Raw genomic sequence first — 16257 nt, forward strand, 5'->3', positions numbered from 1 at the left:
GGTTTTCTGCAAAAGTCATAAGGACATCCGATGGACACGCAATTTCATCAACTGCACCACGACGGCTTGCTGATCCTCGCCAACGTTGCCGACGCCACCGGGGCGCGCATCGTCGAGCAACTGGGCTGCAAAGCAGTGGCCACCAGCAGCGCGGCGGTGGCCTGGGCGCATGGGTATGCGGACGGCAATGCCCTGCCCCTCGAACGCCTGATATCCACCGTGGAATCCATCGCCCGGGTGATTTCGGTGCCGTTGACCATCGATGTCGAGGCCGGTTATTCGGATGACCTGACGCGGGTAGCCGAAGTCATTGATGCGGTGATCGCGGCCGGTGCGGTAGGGATCAATATCGAGGACGGTGCCTCTGCGCCGGAGTTGCTGGCACGCAAGATCGAAGTCGCCCGCGAGCTGGCCAACCGGCGCAAGGTGAAGCTGTTCATCAATGCCCGTACCGATGTGTACCTCAAGGGTTTGGTGCCTGCCGAAGATCGCGTCGCCGAAACGCTCAAGCGCGCTGCGCTGTATCAGGCGGCGGGCGCCGATGGTTTGTTCGCGGCGGGTGTGACGGCCGAGTACGAAATCAAGGCGCTGTGCCAAGGCACGACATTGCCGGTGAACGTACTCGGGCTGCCGGGTTTGCCGTCACCTGAAGCACTACGTGCGCTCGGCGTACGGCGCTTGAGTGCCGGCTCGGGCATTGCCGAGTTTCTTTATGGTGCGATGGCCTCCTTGGCCAAAGGCTTTCTGGAGACCGGCAAACTGGACAGCAGCCACCTTAAGGCCTTCACGTATGGGGAAGTCAACGCTTTGCTCAAACCTGCCGGGCAAGCCTGATCGTCATGCCCGATCCCTATCTATCCGCAACTGAGTTTCTGTCATCGATCGATGAAGACTGGCGGCGCCACATCGCCGCTATCGGCCCGTGCCTGCACCAACCTCACGCAGCTCGCGATCCGTATGAGTCGCTGGTGCGGGCAATTGCCTACCAGCAACTGCACGCCAAGGCTGGGGATGCGATTGTCGGTCGGCTGCTGGCGTTGTATCCGTCAGTGGCGTTTCCCACGCCGGAACAGATTCTGGCGACGGGGTTTGATCAACTGCGCAGTTGCGGGTTTTCCGGGGGCAAGATTGCGACCATTCAAGGGATTGCTCAGGCAGCTTTGGACGGCGTGGTACCGGATTACGCCACCGCACTGGCGATGGATGATGAAGCGCTGATCGAGCGGTTGATCACCTTGCGCGGGGTTGGCCGCTGGACAGTCGAGATGCTGCTGATCTACAGCCTGGAGCGCCCGGATATTTTGCCGGCGGATGACTTCGGGGTGCGCGAGGGGTATCGGCGGTTGAAGGGGCTGGAGGTGCAGCCGACGCGTAAGCAGATGGTGGAGATCGGGATGGCGTGGAGTCCGTATCGCACGGTGGCTTCCTGGTATTTGTGGCGGATGACTGGCAAGTAGACCGCCCCTGTGGGAGCGAGCCTGCTCGCGAAAGCGGTGTCACATGCCCTCCATTATCCAAGGTCGGATGACTGGCAAGTAGACCGCGTTATCGTTCATCGCCAGCAGGCTGGCTCCCACACTGGATCTCGAGTGTTTACAAAACCCCTGTGGGAGCGAGCCTGCTCGCGATGGCGATTTCACATTCAACACATCACTCAAAGCCAATCACAACCCGGACTTCAACCGAGTAAATGCCCGAATCAAAGCCCGGTTGAACGCCTTGCCATTGTCATTCTTGCTGTACAACGAAGCCCGCACCTGCGCCGACGGATACGTCCCCGGATCATTGCGGATCGCCGGATCGATCAACCCGTCCGCCGCCGTGATCGCATTGGCGTAGTGAATGGTGTCGGTGATCGGCGCAATCACTTCGGGCGTCATCAGGTAATCCATCAACGCCAGCCCGGCCTCGGGGTGCGGCGCATCCTTGGGAATGACCATGGCGTCGAACCAGATCAACGTGCCCTCCTTCGGTATCCGGTAACTGAGCTTGAACGGTTTGTTCGCAGCCTCGGCCTGCCCGGCGGCGATGGCGACGTTGCCGTTCCACGACATCGCCACGCAGGTGTTGCCGTTGGCGAGGTCGCTGATGTTCAGGTCATTGTCGAAGTAGCGGATGTACGGCCGGATCTTCGCCAGTTGTTGCTCGGCCCGTTTCAGGTCGTCGAGGTTCTGGCGGTTGATGTCCAGGCCCATGTACTTCATGACCGCCGCAAACACCTCGTTCGGATCATTGAGCAGGCTGACCCCGCAATCGGCAAATTTCGACACCACCTCCGGGTCGAACAGCATCGCCCAGCTGTCCCTTGGCGCGTCCGGCAAGCGCTGTTTGACCGCCTCTTCCTGATAGCCGACGCCGGTAGTGCCCCAGGCGTAGATCCCGGCGTAACGGTTACCCGGATCGAACGCCGCCATGTGCTGGCGGAACTCTTCCCCGACGCCAGCAAAGTGCGGCAGTTGTTGCGGGTTCAGTGTTTGAATCGCCCCGCTTTGGATCGCCCGGGACAGGTGCTGCCCCGCTGTCAGCACCAGGTCATAACCGCTGCGGCCGGTCAGCAGTTTGGTCTCCGCCGTTTCCAGGGAGTCGAAGTGATCGACCACCACATGGATACCGGTTTTTTTCTCGAAATTGCTCAGGGTATCCGGGGCTAGGTATTCGCCCCAGATGTACAGGTTCACCACCGGTTTCGCAGTGTCGGCAGCCTGCACACACAAAGGTGCAAGCACCAGCAATAACGCTTGAGTCAGTTTGTGCAGGCCCATGGTTAAATCCCCTTCCCGGCGTATTGCGGCATGGTGATACAGGCGACATTGCCGCCACCCAGGAGGATTTCCCGAGAGTTTTCGATGCCAACGATTTTGTGCTGAGGGAACAGTTCGGCCAGGGTCGCCAACGCTGCCTGATCCTGCCGATCACCGAACAACGGCACCACGATCGAAGTGTTGCCCGCGTAATAGTTGATGTACGACGCGCAGATCTGGGTCCCGGCCTGACGGGTATGGGTGCTGTCTTGCTGGTCCAGACCTTCGGCCTCTTCAGCGGTCCATTCCAGCACATCCGGTTGCGGCAGTTTGTGCACGATCAACTCGCGGCCACGGCTGTCGCGGGTGCTGCGCAGAATGTCGTAGGCCTCTTGATAGATTTCCCACTGCGGATCATCGCGGTTGTCGGTCCATTGCAGCACCACTTCACCGGGGCGCACGAAGCAGGCGAGGTCATCGACGTGGCCGTCGGTTTCGTCGAACTTGCAACCCCGTGGCAGCCAGATGATTTGCTCGGCGCCGAGGTAGTCGGTCAGACGGCGGGTGACTTCATCCTTGCCCAGATGCTGGTTGCGATTGCGGTTGAGCAGGCATTGCTCGGTGGTGAGGATGCTGCCCTGGCCGTCACTCTGGATGCCGCCCAGTTCAGCAATCAACGGCGCGCGATAACGGTCGAAGCGTTCGATTTCGAGGATTTTGCTGGCGATCTGGTCGTCCTTGTCCCACGGGTAATACAAGCCGCCGTCGAGACCGCCATAGGCGTTGAACTCGAAGTCGACGCCGCGCACTTCACCGCTGTCGTCGTTGACCACAAAGCACGGGCCGCTGTCGCGGAACCAGGTGTCGTTGCAGGTCATTTCCACCACGCGAACCTGAGGCGGCAACTGGCGGCGGGCGGTGGCGAATTGCGCGGCTGAGGCGCAAACGGTGACCGGTTCGCTCCGGGAAATCGCAGTGACGATTTGCACCCAGACTTTCTGCGCAGGCTTGGCGCCGTTGCGCCAGACGTCGGTGCGCTCCGGCCAGCCGAGCCAGCAACCGGACTTGGTTTCGAATTCGCCGGGCAGGCGGAAGCCGTCGAGTTTCGGGGTGGAATCGAGCAAACGTGCCATGGTCAGACCTCATCAGCGGGGATTGGAATGACCACAGGCTAAGGTCGTCGGCACCCTCCTCGCCAACGATGATTATTTCGGAATACTTGAATTCAACTCATCAATCGACCAACTGATCGTTGAACCATTCCAGCATCTGCGCGACGGCCGGACGCTCCAGGCGCACCCGCTCACACACCAGCGCATATTGCCCGAGCGCGGTCATGCTGGCGGTGAAGGGCCGGACCAGCCGACCGCTGAGCAAGTCTTCCTGAGCCGTCAAATTGTCACCCATGGCCACGCCCTGCCCTTGTACTGCGGCTTCCAGCGCCAGGCCCGCGTGGGCGAAATACAGTTGCCGTTCGGGACGTTGATCGCCGGCATGACTGGTGAGCCATGCGGTCCAGGTCTTGCCGTCCTGATCGTCGTGCAGCAGGCAATGGCGCGCCAGGTCCTTCGGGTTTTTCAGGGTGCCCTGGTTGAACAGGCCGGGGCTGCACACCGGGAAGAATTGCAGCGCCGGCAAGGGCCTGACGAAGTACGCACTGCTGTCGACCGGCCCGGTGCCGTAGGTGATCGCCAGATCGATGTCTTCCCCCGGCGCCGTGGCGTCGATCGGCTGTTCGTAAAGGTGCAACGTGATGTGCGGATAGCGCGCGTAAAAGTCGGTGAGGCGACTCATCAGCCACTTCTGCGCCAGCTCGGCCGTGACCGCCAGGCGCAACACCGCCAACGATGAGGGGTCGCGCAATTCGTCGCAGGCCTCGCCGATCAGTTCGAACGCTTGCTGCAGGCTTTGCATCAACCGGCCCGCGGCCATGGTAGGACGAATCTGCCGGCCTTCGCGGATGAACAGCGAGACACCCAGATGTTCTTCGAGCTGACGGATTTGATGGCTGACGGCGCTGTCGGTGACGCACAGCTCGGCGGCAGCCCGGCCAAAATGGGCGTGGCGGGCGGCGCATTCGAAGGTTCTGAGTGCGGCTAAGGAAGGCAGTCGTCGCATGGTCAAAGTTCCAATTTCGAGTTGCTCATGCTGACCCGGCCATTGTCGTGCGTCCAGTCTGACCGCGTTATCGTTCTTCGCGAGCAAGCCCGCTCCCACAGTTGACCGCGTTCTCCCCGAACAACTCGGTCAACTGTGGGAGCGGGCTTGCTCGCGAAAGGGCCAGTACATTCACCACAAATCCAACAACCCATCACCCGCCCTTATCCACCATGACATCCACTGAAACCCGGCGCATGTTGGTGCCTCAACCGGAGGGATTCGCCATGCTCAACGCACTCAAACAGATCAACTCAACCTCGGCCTTCAACCGCTGGGCCGGTTTCGAAGTGACCGCAGCCGCAAGTGGCGAAGCCGAGCTGACCCTGGCTTTTCGCGAAGCCGACATGGCGCAATACGCCGGCTTCCTGCATGCCGGCCTGATCGGCGCGCTGCTCGACACGGCCTGCGGGTTCGCCGCCGGAACGGTCGCGGGCAACGTGCTGGCATCGCATTTTTCGGTGAACTGCCTGGCGCCCGCCGTCGGTGAAGTGTTCATTGCTCGCGGTCGGGTGGTGAAGGCCGGCAAGAAGCAGGTGTTCGCCCGCGCCGAGCTGTTCGCGCAAACCGGCGATCAGTTGAAACTGGTGGCGACCGGCGATGCGATTCTGGTGCCAGTCGAAGTTCGCTGACGGTCTAGGCTGTCTTGGGTAACCCAACCCTCGTCGGAGGTTCCCATGCAGCTCGAAGGTTCCTGCCATTGCGGCGCCGTGTCGTTCAGTTTGACCAGCGCCCACCCCTACCCGTATCAGCGTTGCTACTGCTCGATCTGCCGCAAGACTCAGGGCGGTGGCGGTTACTCGATCAATATTGCCGGTGATGCCGAAAGCCTGAAGGTCCGTGGGCGCAAGCACGTCGCGGTCTACCATGCGCAACTCAAGAACGAAGGCGACAAGCGCGCCCACCGCAGCAGCCTCGGGCGGCATTTCTGCTCGGTCTGCGGCTCGTGCCTCTGGGTATACAGCCCCGAATGGCCGGAGCTGATTCACCCGTTCGCGTCGGCCATCGACACCCCGCTGCCGGTCCCGCCGCAACACACGCACTTGTTGCTCGACTCAAAGGCGCCGTGGGTGGAAGTCGATATGCGTCCCGAGGACAAGCAGTTCGACGTCTATCCCGAAGAGTCCATTGCCGACTGGCATGAACGCCTGGGTTTGAGCCGCTGAAGCCGCTTCACACTCTTTGACAGTTTCCCGACAAAGCTCTCAAAGATTGCCGGCCGGCAGCCGCCTAGCATGGGCGTATCCAATCTCCCTTCGGGTACTCCCATGTTACGTTCGCTGCCTCTGTCGTTGACTTCGCTTGCCCTGCTCTTACCCGCCGACTCATTGCGCGCTGAAGAGTGGCAATACACCTTAAGCGCCGGTGCCGCCAGCGTGCCGCGTTACAGCGGCAGTGACGAGCGCGTGGTCGCGCCACTGCTGGGCGCCAAGGTGGTCAGCCCGTATGGAATTTTTCTGGACACTGAAAAAGGATTGGGCTGGGCGTTCGATGAAGACGACTTCGGCCTGAGCGTGTACATCGGCGCGAGCGATGTGCGCAAGGATCGCAAGACCGGATTCAAGGGCTCGGATGAGCTGAACGGCATGGGCTCGATCAAGTCGCGGCCGGCGCTGGGTCTCGACGGGACTTACCACATGGGCCCGATCATTCTCGGCGCCAGTTTTGAACATGCGCTGGAAAATGACGATGACGATCGCGACACCGGCTCTTCCTGGAATCGCCTGAAGCTGAGCATCAGCGCGCCGCTTTATGAGGGTGACTACGGCAAGGTCACGGGCAGTCTGAACAGTCAGTTTGGCGACAGCAATTACGTGCGCACCTGGTATGGCGTCAGCGGAGTGCAGGCGGCGCGCAGTCAGTTCAGGGCGCATGACACTCAGGGTGGGCTGGTGAGTCGCGGGGCGGAGTTGACCTGGTCAGTGCCGATCGATGACCAGTGGAGTGTTTGGACGGTGCTGGCCGTGCAGTATCTGGCGGGTGATGCGGCGGACAGTCCGATTGTCGAGCGGCGGATGCAGACTTCTTTGGCTGGGCAGGTGGCGTACACCTTTTAGTAATGCGGTGTTGCTGATGGCCTCTTCGCGGGCAAGCCCGCTCCCACAGGGGAATGCGTTCCAAATGTGGGAGCGGGCTTGCTCGCGAAGGGGCCGGTGAGAGCAACACAATCAATCCTGATGCGCCCACGTCATGCGAAACGACGCCCCACCCCACGGCGAGTCCGCCACTTCCACTTGCCCGCCATGGGATTGCGACACCCGCCGCACCAACGCCAGGCCCAGACCAAACCCGCCCGTGCGGCGATCACGGCTGGCGTCCAGGCGCGAGAACGGTTCGAAGATTTTCTCGCGCCCGTCCACCGGCACGCCCGGGCCATCGTCGTTGACCCGCACTTCGTAATGATCACCGGTACGGACCAACGACACTTCCACCCGCTCATCGGCATAACGAATGGCATTGCGCAGCAGGTTGATCACCGCGCGAGCCATGAAACGCGGCTCGATGCGCACCTCATCGACCTGACAATCGACGATCAACAACTGCACCCCGGCGGCCTCGGCCTCCAGCGCCACGCTGCCGACCACGCTGTCCAGCCAACTGCTGGCCTGAATGTTTTCCCGGGTGATGACCGTGGCGCCGCGCTCCAGGCTGGCGTAGGTCAGCAGCTCGGAGACCATTTCCTCCAGCTCGCCAAGGTCGGCGTACATGTCGGCAATCAGTTCGCGATTCTGGGTCGGATCGGGTTGTTGCTTGAGCTGGTCGAGCTCAAACGACAACCGGGCAATCGGCGTACGCAATTCATGGGATACCGCGTTGGTCAGCTCGCGCTGATTGGCGATCAAGCCTTCGATGCGCGCCGCCATCAGGTTGAAGTGTTCGGACAGGTCACGAATGTTCGAGCGCTTGGACAACTGGATCCGCGACGACAGGTCGTTATCGCCAAAACGCTCGGCTGCCAGGCGCAGTTTCTCCAGATCGAGCCAGTGCGGACGGACCCAGAACATCAACACGAAACCGATCATCACCGCGATCATCAGGTACGCCGCAGCGATGTAGAACGGCATCAGACTGGGCTCGGCCGGCAGCTTGATGCTGAGCAACTGAGAACCTTCGTCGATGCGCGAGATGAACTGCGTGTACTTGTCGCGAATCACCAGCAGCCCCAGGGCCAACTCGGCCTTCTCCTGATCGGTCAGGGACAGTTGGCTACTCTCGACCAACGTCAGGCCCAAGCCATAGTGGGGGCGCACCGCTTCCAGTTGTTGTTCCCGGTCCGAACCATCCAGATCGCGCAACTGCTCGGCCAGCGACCAGGCCTGGCCACGCACCGCCTCGCGGTTGTAGCTCTGCATCTGACCGTCGAGCAGCGCATCGAACGTGCGCTCGACGGTTTGCAGCCCCAGGACCAGGCCAACGGTCATCACCAGAAACAGCCCCAAAAATAACCGCAGCATTTACAGCTCCCACGCAAACGGATTGAACAGGTAACCCTTGCCCCAGATGGTCTTGATGCACACCGGTTCGCGCGGGTTGTCCTTGAGCTTGCCGCGCAACTTGCTGATGTAGACGTCGACACTGCGGTTGAGGCCGTCGAAGGCGATCCCGCGCATGCGGTTGAGGATGTCATCGCGAGACAGCGTCTTGCCGGCGGCACTGGCCAGCAACCACAGCAGTTCGAATTCCATGGTGGTCATTTCAATGACCTCGCCCGCCAGCCGCACTTCGCGGCAGCTTCGGTCGATGTTCAGGTTGCCGAACTCCAGGGCATTGCACACGTTGCTGTCCGGGGTCTGACGGCGTTGCAAGGCACGCAGGCGGGCCAGCAGCACCGGCGGTTTGATCGGTTTGATCACGTAGTCGTCGGCGCCGGACTCCAGGCCGAGGATGTGATCGAGGTCGTCTTCCTTGGCGGTCAGGATGACGATCGGCGTGTCGGACACGCTGCGGATCTCGCGGCACACGTGCAGGCCGCTCTGCCCCGGCAGCATCAGGTCGAGCACGACAACTTTCGGTTTGAATTCGAGGAAGGCGGCCAGCGCGAGGTCACCGCGGTGCACCTGCCGGACCTCAAAGCCATGTTGGGACAGAAAATGCGCGATCAGCCCGGCGAGCTTCTCGTCGTCTTCCACCAGCAATACTTTGCCAAAACCCAGGTTATCCATAACGACCGTCTGCTGCCCCTTGTGTGAAGTGGCCGGCATTATGGCGTCAATCGGTGACGGGACGGTGATGACGGGCAGCAAAAACCGGCCTCCAGGGCCGGTTTTCAGCGATCTTTCATACTCTTAAGAGTTTTTAACAATTCACATGCAACAGATCGCAGCCTCGTTTCACTCGACAGCTGCTACAGGGGATACGCAGTTCTATGTAGCAGCTGTCGAGTGAAACGAGGCTGCGATCTGTTGATTTTCACGCCGCTGCTGGCACGCCACTGTGAAAGCGGAACTCAACGTCCGGCGACTCAATCAATTCCTGCTCGGCAGCACGAACCCGGTCGATCACCTGGGCAATATCCTTGGCATCACCGTACTGGTAAGCCAGTTTCAGGTAACCCTGAAAATGACGTGCTTCGCTTTTCAGCAAGCCGAAATAGAACTTGCCCAGCTCTTCATCCAGATGCGGCACTAGCGCCTCGAAACGCTCGCAGCTACGAGCCTCGATAAATGCGCCAACCACCAGCGTATCCACCAGTTTGACCGGCTCGTGGCTGCGTACGACTTTGCGCAGGCCCGAGGCGTAACGCCCGGCGGACAGCTGGCGCAACTCGATCTTGCGCTTTTTCATCAGGCGCATGACCTGCTCGTGGTGCACCAGCTCTTCCCGGGCCAGGCGCGACATCAGGTTGATCAGGTCGATATGGGAGTGATACTTGGCGATCAGGCTCAACGCCGTGCTGGCTGCCTTGAACTCACAGTTCTTGTGGTCGATCAGCAGGGTTTCCTGATCGGCAAGCGCGGCCTGGACCCAGCCGTCGGGGGTGCGGCAGCCGAGGAACTCGTGAATTTCGGGAAGGATCATGGGGCTCACGGAATAAAAGGTATAAATCGAAGGGCGCCGATTATACCGGCCTGCCGCAAGACCACCAGTCGCGACCGTTGATATGCATCAAGTACCGGGTTGGCGACGAAGAACTATAGTTGTCCAACGCAGTATTTTTTACCTTCCTGGAGATCCCGATCATGCAAGCCATTCGCAGCATTCTGGTGGTCATCGAACCCGAACATTCGGAAAGCCTGGCGCTCAAACGGGCCAAACTGATTGCTGGCGTGACCCAGGCGCATCTGCATCTGCTGGTGTGTGATCGCAAGCATGACCACAGCGGCATGTTGGGCGTGCTCAAGGCAGCCCTGATCGAGGACGGTTATAGCGTCACCACCGAGCAGGCCTGGAATGAGAGCCTGCACGAAACCATCGTCGATGTGCAGCAGGCTGAAGGTTGTGGGCTGGTGGTCAAACAGCATTACCCCGACAGCCCTCTGAAAAAAGCCCTGCTGACCCCGGCGGACTGGAAATTGCTGCGTTATTGCCCGACCCCGGTACTGCTGGTGAAAACCTCGAAACCGTGGACGGGCGGTGTGATTCTGGCGGCAATCGACGTCGGCAATACCGATGGCGAGCACCGCACGCTGCACGCCACCATCGTCGATCACGGTTACGACATCGCCAGCCTGGCCAAGGCTCATCTGCACGTGGTCAGCGCCCATCCGTCACCGATGCTGTCGGCGGCCGACCCGACGTTGCAACTCAGCGAAACCATCGAGGCGCGCTATCGCGAGCAGTGCAAATCGTTTCAGGCCGAGTTCGACATCGACGATGAACACCTGCATATCGCCGAAGGCCCGGCGGATGTGTTGATTCCGTACATGGTCCACAAGCTGGGTGCGGCGGTGACGGTGATTGGCACGGTGGCGCGGTCCGGGCTGTCCGGGGCGTTGATCGGGAATACGGCGGAGGTGGTGCTGGATGCGGTGGAGAGCGATGTGCTGGTGCTGAAGCCGGATACGATCATGGATCATCTGGAGGAGATTGTGACGCAGCATTGAGACCTGCGGCGCCGGTTATCCCGTCTTCGCGAGCAAGCCCGCTCCCACATTTGATTTATGTCGTTCACAAATTTTGTGTCCGCCAGAGATTGAATGTGGGAGCGGGCTTGCTCGCGAAGCTTTTAAGATTTACCCGCCGAAGGCGTCTCTGAGGAAACCGGGCGCTATGTAGCGCTGGTAATGCGCCTCAGACAGCAAAAAGAATTCCCGATCAATGGCATCGCGCAGTTCCGGCAGGTTCCAGTCGCGAAACTCCGGCATCAACACCATCCCGTAGGCCTCCAGGTTGTTGATCACCCGCGCCCCCCGGGCGATCAGCTGATAAGCCCAGCAATATTCCGACTGATGCGGCACAAAGCGGATCTTGCGCTGTTCCAGCTGCACGCGCAGGCGCTGGGGGTCGAAAACCTCCAGCTTGCTGGCCATCACCTGGGACAGCAGCTGCTCAAGACGCAGCCACACCGCGCGCTTTTCCTCCTCGTTGTAACCATTCCAGTTGATCACTTCATGGTGGAAACGCTTGCAGCCACGGCACACCAAATCACCGTAAACAGTGGAGCAGAGGCCGACGCAGGGGGTCTTGATGGTCTGATTGGGCATAGGTAGGCAAAACACGGGAAAGCAGAACAGGTCGGCATGTTAGCCCTTTGTCTAACATTCATCACCCCTCAAAGTTCAGGGGCTAACTTACGTTTATATTTTTTTTGCCGTAGAATCAGCCAGCCTTTTAAGGCGCCAATGTCCGTTAGAAGCTGTTTTCAAAGCGTCACGAGCACAGTCGTTCCTTCAGAGCGGAGTTGGCGAAGGGTTTTTCCAGCGGGGAAAAGCTCTACGCCAACCCTCATCAGCTCCCCGTTCTGCAGGCGTAAAACTTTGAAAGCAGCTTCTGTAAGGAATTGTCGGTAATTCTGGCTAAGTGGCCCACAACGCCACGCAGCGCATGAGTACGGCAATTTCGGGATGAGCGTCCCGGACACCCATTTGGGACCACTGATGAGGGTAATAACTGTGCTTGAAGCCTACCGCAAACATATCGAAGAGCGTGCAGCACTGGGTATCGTTCCCCAGCCGCTAAACGCCGAACAAACTGCAGGCCTGGTCGAGCTGCTGAAGAATCCCCCGGCTGGCGAAGAAGCTTTCCTCGTTGACCTGATCACCAATCGCATTCCGCCAGGCGTGGACGAAGCGGCCTATGTAAAGGCCGGTTTCCTGTCTGCCCTCGCCAAAGGCGAAGCAAAATCCCCTCTGATCGACAAGAAACGCGCTGTTGAACTACTCGGCACCATGCAGGGCGGCTACAACATCGTGACCCTGGTTAACCTGCTGGATGACGCCGAACTGGCGCCAGTAGCCGCCAAAGAACTCAAGCACACCCTGCTGATGTTCGACGCGTTCCACGACGTCGCTGAAAAAGCCAAGAACGGCAACGTTCACGCTAAAGGCGTGCTGCAATCCTGGGCTGACGGCGAGTGGTTCAAAAACCGCCCTGTGCTGGCCGACAAGATCAGCCTGCGCGTGTTCAAGGTCACCGGCGAAACCAACACCGATGACCTGTCCCCTGCTCCGGACGCCTGGTCCCGCCCGGACATCCCGCTGCACGCCCTCGCCATGCTGAAAATGGCCCGTGAAGGCATCGTGCCTGACGCCCAGGGCGTTACCGGTCCGATGAAGCAGATCGAAGAAATGCGCGGTCAAGGCTTCCCTATCGCCTACGTCGGTGACGTAGTCGGTACCGGTTCTTCGCGTAAATCCGCCACCAACTCGGTGCTGTGGTTCTTCGGCGACGACGTGCCTTTCGTGCCGAACAAGCGTGCCGGCGGTTTCTGCTTCGGCAGCAAAATCGCTCCGATCTTCTACAACACCATGGAAGATGCCGGCGCACTGCCAATCGAATTCGACGTCACCAACATGAACATGGGCGACGTGATCGACCTGTATCCGCATGCTGGCAAAGTCTGCAAACACGGCACTGACGAAGTCCTGACCACCTTCGAAATGAAGACTCCGGTACTGTTGGACGAAGTCCGTGCCGGCGGTCGTATCCCGCTGATCATCGGTCGCGGCCTGACCGACAAGGCCCGCGCCGAACTGGGCCTGGGCCCTACCGATCTGTTCAAGTTGCCTGAAGCACCTGTCGACACCGGCAAGGGCTTCACCCTGGCACAGAAAATGGTCGGCAAGGCGTGCGGTCTGCCAGAAGGCAAAGGCGTTCGTCCTGGCACCTACTGCGAACCGAAAATGACCACCGTCGGTTCTCAGGACACCACCGGTCCTATGACCCGTGACGAACTGAAAGACCTGGCGTGCCTGGGCTTCTCGACCGATCTGGTGATGCAGTCCTTCTGCCACACCGCGGCTTACCCTAAGCCGATCGACGTGACCACCCACCACACCCTGCCAGACTTCATCATGACCCGCGGCGGCGTTTCCCTGCGTCCGGGCGACGGCATCATCCACAGCTGGCTGAACCGTATGCTGCTGCCGGACACCGTCGGTACCGGTGGTGACTCGCACACCCGTTTCCCGATGGGCATTTCGTTCCCGGCCGGTTCCGGTCTGGTCGCGTTCGCCGCAGCCACTGGCGTTATGCCGCTGGACATGCCGGAATCGATCCTGGTGCGCTTCAAAGGCAAAATGCAACCGGGCGTCACCCTGCGTGACCTGGTTCACGCCATTCCTTATTTCGCGATTCAGGCTGGCCTGTTGACCGTTGAGAAGAAAGGCAAGAAGAACGCGTTCTCCGGTCGCATCCTGGAAATCGAAGGCCTGGACAACCTGAGCATCGAACAAGCTTTCGAGCTGTCCGACGCTTCGGCTGAACGTTCGGCTGCCGGTTGCACCATCAAGCTGTCGAAAGAATCCATCACCGAGTACCTGAACTCCAACATCACCCTGCTGCGCTGGATGATCGGCGAAGGCTACGGCGATGCGCGTACCCTGGAACGTCGCGCTCAAGCGATGGAAGCCTGGGTTGCCAACCCTGAGCTGATGGTTGCCGATGCTGACGCCGAATACGCTGAAATCATCGAAATCGACCTGGCCGACATCAAAGAGCCTGTGCTCTGCGCGCCAAACGATCCGGACGACGCCCGTCTGCTGTCCAGCGTTGCTGGCGAGAAGATCGACGAAGTGTTCATCGGTTCGTGCATGACCAACATCGGTCACTTCCGCGCGGCCGGTAAGTTGCTGGATCAGGTCAAGGGTCAGCTTCCAACCCGTCTGTGGCTGTCGCCGCCGACCAAAATGGACGCTCACCAGCTGACCGAAGAAGGCTACTACGGCATCTACGGCAAGGCCGGCGCACGCATGGAAATGCCAGGCTGCTCGCTGTGCATGGGTAACCAGGCACGTGTAGAGCCGAACAGCACCGTGGTGTCGACGTCGACCCGTAACTTCCCGAACCGTCTGGGTGACGGCGCGAACGTCTACCTGGCTTCGGCCGAGCTGGCGTCCGTTGCGTCCATCCTGGGTCGCCTGCCGACCGTCGAGGAGTACATGGAATACGCTGGCAAGATCGACAGCATGGCGGCTGATGTTTACCGCTACCTGTCTTTCGACCAGATCGCCGAGTTCCGTGAAGCTGCTGCGAACGCCAACATCCCGGTCGTTCAAGCCTAACGCTGCAACGCAATAAAAAACGCCGCCCATCGTGAGATGAGCGGCGTTTTTTTATGCCTGATCGTTCCCACGCTCCGCGTGGGAATGCAGCCCGGGACGCTCTGCGTCCCAAAACGTGACGCAGAGCGTCACAAGAGGCATTCCCACGCAGAGCGTGGGAACGATCAGTAGCCCCACAGAACCCATCAGGCAGTCAGGGAGTAGATCAACGCTGAAATAGCCACCAAACCAACAGCCGTCACGAAGACGTTGGACGCCTGGCCACGGAAGCGCGCCATCGCCGGCACTTTGCGGATCGCGTACATCGGCATCAGGAACAGGATCGCCGCGATGACCGGGCCGCCGAGGGTTTCGATCATGCCGAGGATGCTCGGGTTCAGCGTGGCAACGATCCAGCAGACCACCAGCATGAACGCGGCCGTCATGCGATCCAGCGTTTTCGGCGCCGGGCGTTTGCCGCTTTTTACGACGAGGCCTTTGAGGCCTTCACTGGCACCGATGTAGTGGCCCAGGAACGACTTGGAAATGGCCACGAACGCAATCAACGGCGCCGCAAAGGCGATGGTCGGGTTGCTGAAGTGGTTGGCCAGGTACGACAGGATCGACAGGTTCTGCGCCTTGGCTTCGGCCAGTTGGGCTGGAGACAGGGTCAGCACGCAACTGAAGACGAAGAACAACACCATCACCACCATCAAGGCGTGGGCGCGGGACAGGATCTGCGAGCTGCGTTCTTCGGCGTGTTCGCCGTAGCGACGCTTCTGGTCCACCGCAAACGCCGAAATGATAGGCGAATGGTTGAACGAGAACACCATCACCGGAATCGCCAGCCACAGCGTGTGCAGCAGCGCCGATGGCTCAGGCAGGGTCGACGCCGTGGCCAGGATGCCGCCGTTCCAGTGCGGAATCAGGAACACCGCCAGAAACAGCAGCGCAACGATAAATGGATAAACCATCAGGCTCATGGCCTTGACGATCGCCTGCTCGCCGCAACGCACCACGGCCAGCAGGCCGAGGATCAGCACCAGTGACAGCACGGCGCGCGGTGGCGGCATGATGTGCAGTTGATGCTCGAGGAAACTGCCCACGGTATTGGTCAGTGCCACGCTGTAGATCAGCAGGATCGGGAAGATCGCGAAGAAGTACAGCAACGTGATCAACGCACCGGCTTTGATGCCGAAGTGCTCTTCCACCACTTCGGTGATGTCCGCGCCTTCGCGGCCGGACAACACAAAGCGGGTCAGTCCACGGTGCGCATAAAAGGTCATGGGGAACGCCAGCACCGCGAGGATCAGCAACGGCCAGAAACCGCCCAACCCCGCATTGATCGGCAAAAACAGGGTACCGGCCCCGATGGCCGTGCCAAACAGGCCCAGCATCCAGGTGGTGTCATGGCGATTCCAGCTTGTGAGAGTCGCTGGTGTCGCCGCTACATAGCGTTCGTCGACGCTATTGGCCTGATCATTCATCCGGTGGGATCTCCGCATTCCGGTCATTTGCTACCCGGTCAGGACGAGTCGGAAAAATCCGACGGGCAGCGCCCTGGCCGAAACAGGGGCGCGATTGTCCGGGATTAATGAACAGAAGCAAAGACTTAGCTGAGGAGTGGTTGTGCAGATCAGATTTTCTGGCGTCCCCTCCAATAGACGTTTCCATAGGTTTTCATAATTATCAGGACTTGTTTCACGCGGGTTGAACGG

15 protein-coding genes are annotated in these 16257 nt (G+C 60.1%); 7 read left to right on the forward strand and 8 right to left on the reverse strand.

What is annotated here, in order from left to right; translation table 11 throughout:
* Positions 1–30 precede the first annotated feature (30 nt).
* Both ACA072_RS15820 and ACA072_RS15825 read left to right on the forward strand, forming a co-directional pair.
* Positions 31–834, forward strand: a complete 804-nt coding sequence (locus ACA072_RS15820) for an isocitrate lyase/PEP mutase family protein (protein WP_497618843.1) — start codon at positions 31–33, stop codon at positions 832–834.
* Positions 835–839: 5 nt separating this feature from the next.
* Positions 840–1457, forward strand: a complete 618-nt coding sequence (locus ACA072_RS15825; RefSeq protein ID WP_497618845.1) for a DNA-3-methyladenine glycosylase family protein — start codon at positions 840–842, stop codon at positions 1455–1457.
* A 207-nt stretch (positions 1458–1664) separates the two neighbouring features.
* Here ACA072_RS15825 and ACA072_RS15830 read toward each other — a convergent pair whose 3' ends face one another.
* The 3 genes from ACA072_RS15830 to ACA072_RS15840 form a co-directional block, all read right to left on the reverse strand.
* The gene (locus tag ACA072_RS15830; protein WP_497618846.1) at positions 1665–2762 is read right to left on the reverse strand and encodes an extracellular solute-binding protein; all 1098 of its coding nucleotides are present in this window, start codon (positions 2760–2762) and stop codon (positions 1665–1667) included.
* Positions 2763–2764: 2 nt separating this feature from the next.
* Positions 2765–3874, reverse strand: coding sequence for an agmatine deiminase (aguA, locus tag ACA072_RS15835; RefSeq protein WP_497618848.1), 1110 nt, complete (start codon positions 3872–3874; stop codon positions 2765–2767).
* Positions 3875–3974: 100 nt separating this feature from the next.
* Entirely contained in the window at positions 3975–4859 is an 885-nt protein-coding gene (locus ACA072_RS15840; protein ID WP_497618850.1) for a LysR substrate-binding domain-containing protein, read from the reverse strand.
* Between the two features lie 266 nt (positions 4860–5125).
* Between ACA072_RS15840 and ACA072_RS15845 the strand changes: the two genes are divergently transcribed.
* The 3 genes from ACA072_RS15845 to ACA072_RS15855 all read left to right on the forward strand — a co-directional run bounded on the left by ACA072_RS15845 (position 5126) and on the right by ACA072_RS15855 (position 6955).
* On the forward strand, positions 5126–5530 hold the full coding sequence (locus ACA072_RS15845; protein ID WP_497303317.1) for a PaaI family thioesterase: 405 nt from the start codon (positions 5126–5128) through the stop codon (positions 5528–5530).
* Between the two features lie 45 nt (positions 5531–5575).
* Positions 5576–6064: a GFA family protein gene (locus ACA072_RS15850; RefSeq protein WP_497618852.1), complete on the forward strand. Its 489-nt coding sequence runs from the start codon at positions 5576–5578 to the stop codon at positions 6062–6064.
* A 102-nt stretch (positions 6065–6166) separates the two neighbouring features.
* Positions 6167–6955 carry a MipA/OmpV family protein gene (locus ACA072_RS15855; RefSeq protein WP_497618854.1) on the forward strand — a complete coding sequence of 263 codons (789 nt, stop codon included), beginning with the start codon at positions 6167–6169 and terminating at the stop codon, positions 6953–6955.
* A gap of 111 nt (positions 6956–7066) precedes the next feature.
* Here ACA072_RS15855 and ACA072_RS15860 read toward each other — a convergent pair whose 3' ends face one another.
* The 3 genes from ACA072_RS15860 to ACA072_RS15870 form a co-directional block, all read right to left on the reverse strand.
* Entirely contained in the window at positions 7067–8353 is a 1287-nt protein-coding gene (locus ACA072_RS15860; protein WP_497618856.1) for an ATP-binding protein, read from the reverse strand.
* Complete coding sequence (locus ACA072_RS15865; RefSeq protein WP_497396157.1) at positions 8354–9061, reverse strand: response regulator; 708 nt, start codon at positions 9059–9061, stop codon at positions 8354–8356. It abuts the gene before it with no gap.
* Between the two features lie 247 nt (positions 9062–9308).
* Positions 9309–9917, reverse strand: a complete 609-nt coding sequence (locus ACA072_RS15870) for a MiaE family protein (protein ID WP_497618858.1) — start codon at positions 9915–9917, stop codon at positions 9309–9311.
* Between the two features lie 161 nt (positions 9918–10078).
* Between ACA072_RS15870 and uspL the strand changes: the two genes are divergently transcribed.
* The gene (uspL, locus tag ACA072_RS15875; protein WP_497618860.1) at positions 10079–10942 is read left to right on the forward strand and encodes a universal stress protein UspL; all 864 of its coding nucleotides are present in this window, start codon (positions 10079–10081) and stop codon (positions 10940–10942) included.
* A 129-nt stretch (positions 10943–11071) separates the two neighbouring features.
* Here uspL and ACA072_RS15880 read toward each other — a convergent pair whose 3' ends face one another.
* Complete coding sequence (locus ACA072_RS15880) at positions 11072–11542, reverse strand: DUF1289 domain-containing protein (RefSeq protein WP_497618862.1); 471 nt, start codon at positions 11540–11542, stop codon at positions 11072–11074.
* 408 nt (positions 11543–11950) lie between these two features.
* Between ACA072_RS15880 and acnB the strand changes: the two genes are divergently transcribed.
* A complete protein-coding gene (acnB, locus tag ACA072_RS15885; protein WP_497624996.1) occupies positions 11951–14560 on the forward strand; it encodes a bifunctional aconitate hydratase 2/2-methylisocitrate dehydratase in 2610 nt (869 codons plus the stop codon).
* Positions 14561–14745: 185 nt separating this feature from the next.
* Here acnB and ACA072_RS15890 read toward each other — a convergent pair whose 3' ends face one another.
* A complete protein-coding gene (locus tag ACA072_RS15890) occupies positions 14746–16026 on the reverse strand; it encodes a serine/threonine transporter (RefSeq protein WP_497618864.1) in 1281 nt (426 codons plus the stop codon).
* Between the last annotated feature and the right edge of the window lie 231 nt (positions 16027–16257).

The organism is Pseudomonas sp. LBUM1656, assembly GCF_059716065.1.

Excerpts from the sequence above, each read along its gene's own strand:
- ACA072_RS15880 (WP_497618862.1), bottom strand. The coding sequence starts at position 11,542 with ATGCCCAATCAGACCATCAAGACCCCCTGCGTCGGCCTCTGCTCCACT.
- ACA072_RS15840 (WP_497618850.1), bottom strand. The coding sequence starts at position 4,859 with ATGCGACGACTGCCTTCCTTAGCCGCACTCAGAACCTTCGAATGCGCC.
- ACA072_RS15830 (WP_497618846.1), bottom strand. The coding sequence starts at position 2,762 with ATGGGCCTGCACAAACTGACTCAAGCGTTATTGCTGGTGCTTGCACCT.
- ACA072_RS15850 (WP_497618852.1), top strand. The coding sequence starts at position 5,576 with ATGCAGCTCGAAGGTTCCTGCCATTGCGGCGCCGTGTCGTTCAGTTTG.
- ACA072_RS15855 (WP_497618854.1), top strand. The coding sequence starts at position 6,167 with ATGTTACGTTCGCTGCCTCTGTCGTTGACTTCGCTTGCCCTGCTCTTA.
- ACA072_RS15865 (WP_497396157.1), bottom strand. The coding sequence starts at position 9,061 with ATGGATAACCTGGGTTTTGGCAAAGTATTGCTGGTGGAAGACGACGAG.
- ACA072_RS15825 (WP_497618845.1), top strand. The coding sequence starts at position 840 with ATGCCCGATCCCTATCTATCCGCAACTGAGTTTCTGTCATCGATCGAT.
- ACA072_RS15870 (WP_497618858.1), bottom strand. The coding sequence starts at position 9,917 with ATGATCCTTCCCGAAATTCACGAGTTCCTCGGCTGCCGCACCCCCGAC.
- ACA072_RS15820 (WP_497618843.1), top strand. The coding sequence starts at position 31 with ATGGACACGCAATTTCATCAACTGCACCACGACGGCTTGCTGATCCTC.
- ACA072_RS15860 (WP_497618856.1), bottom strand. The coding sequence starts at position 8,353 with ATGCTGCGGTTATTTTTGGGGCTGTTTCTGGTGATGACCGTTGGCCTG.
- ACA072_RS15890 (WP_497618864.1), bottom strand. The coding sequence starts at position 16,026 with ATGAATGATCAGGCCAATAGCGTCGACGAACGCTATGTAGCGGCGACA.
- ACA072_RS15845 (WP_497303317.1), top strand. The coding sequence starts at position 5,126 with ATGCTCAACGCACTCAAACAGATCAACTCAACCTCGGCCTTCAACCGC.
- uspL (WP_497618860.1), top strand. The coding sequence starts at position 10,079 with ATGCAAGCCATTCGCAGCATTCTGGTGGTCATCGAACCCGAACATTCG.
- aguA (WP_497618848.1), bottom strand. The coding sequence starts at position 3,874 with ATGGCACGTTTGCTCGATTCCACCCCGAAACTCGACGGCTTCCGCCTG.